The 426-nt window shown below is 60.1% G+C and carries 1 protein-coding gene; it reads right to left on the bottom strand.

Features of this window, described 5'->3' with window-relative positions:
- Positions 1–387 (bottom strand): hypothetical protein (locus AC1DRP_RS36895; protein ID WP_476771187.1); only part of this gene is annotated, 387 nt, incomplete at its 3' end.
- Between the last annotated feature and the right edge of the window lie 39 nt (positions 388–426).

Here is a 426-nt window from a genome sequence, read left to right as displayed (position 1 = left end):
TGCTTCAGGGGCTCGGACGCCGATTTTGCCAAGAAAAGTCACGGCATTAAGTTCCGAGGGCTCCCACCAATCTGCAATTACGCCGAACACGGCCAAACGTCCGTTGTGGGCAAATCGATGTTCCTTGAGGATTTGCGCCTGTTCGGCCTGCATCAGCGTCGGGACTTCTTCCCACACGCCGTCCATTACGGCGATGGCCACGTGTTTCTGGTTGGAGCCGATGACCTTGAACGTAGAGTATCGCCCTGTCTCCGCCGGTGCGAACGTGGAATAGGGCCTGGTTCGAAAAGCGTAGACCGTCCCCGCCGGTGGTAGGCCCTCGTGCGAGGGGGCAGCGACAGGTTCATCCGTGTCGGCGAGTGTGCGCAGGCATGATGTCGCGACCATGGGCATCCTCCGACGGCAGCGTGCCAGAAGGATGCAATG

This window comes from Allobosea sp. 01N443 (genome assembly GCF_056399325.1).
The sequence above is the reverse complement of the archived record's forward strand: the minus strand, read 5'-3'. Positions and strand labels throughout refer to the sequence as shown.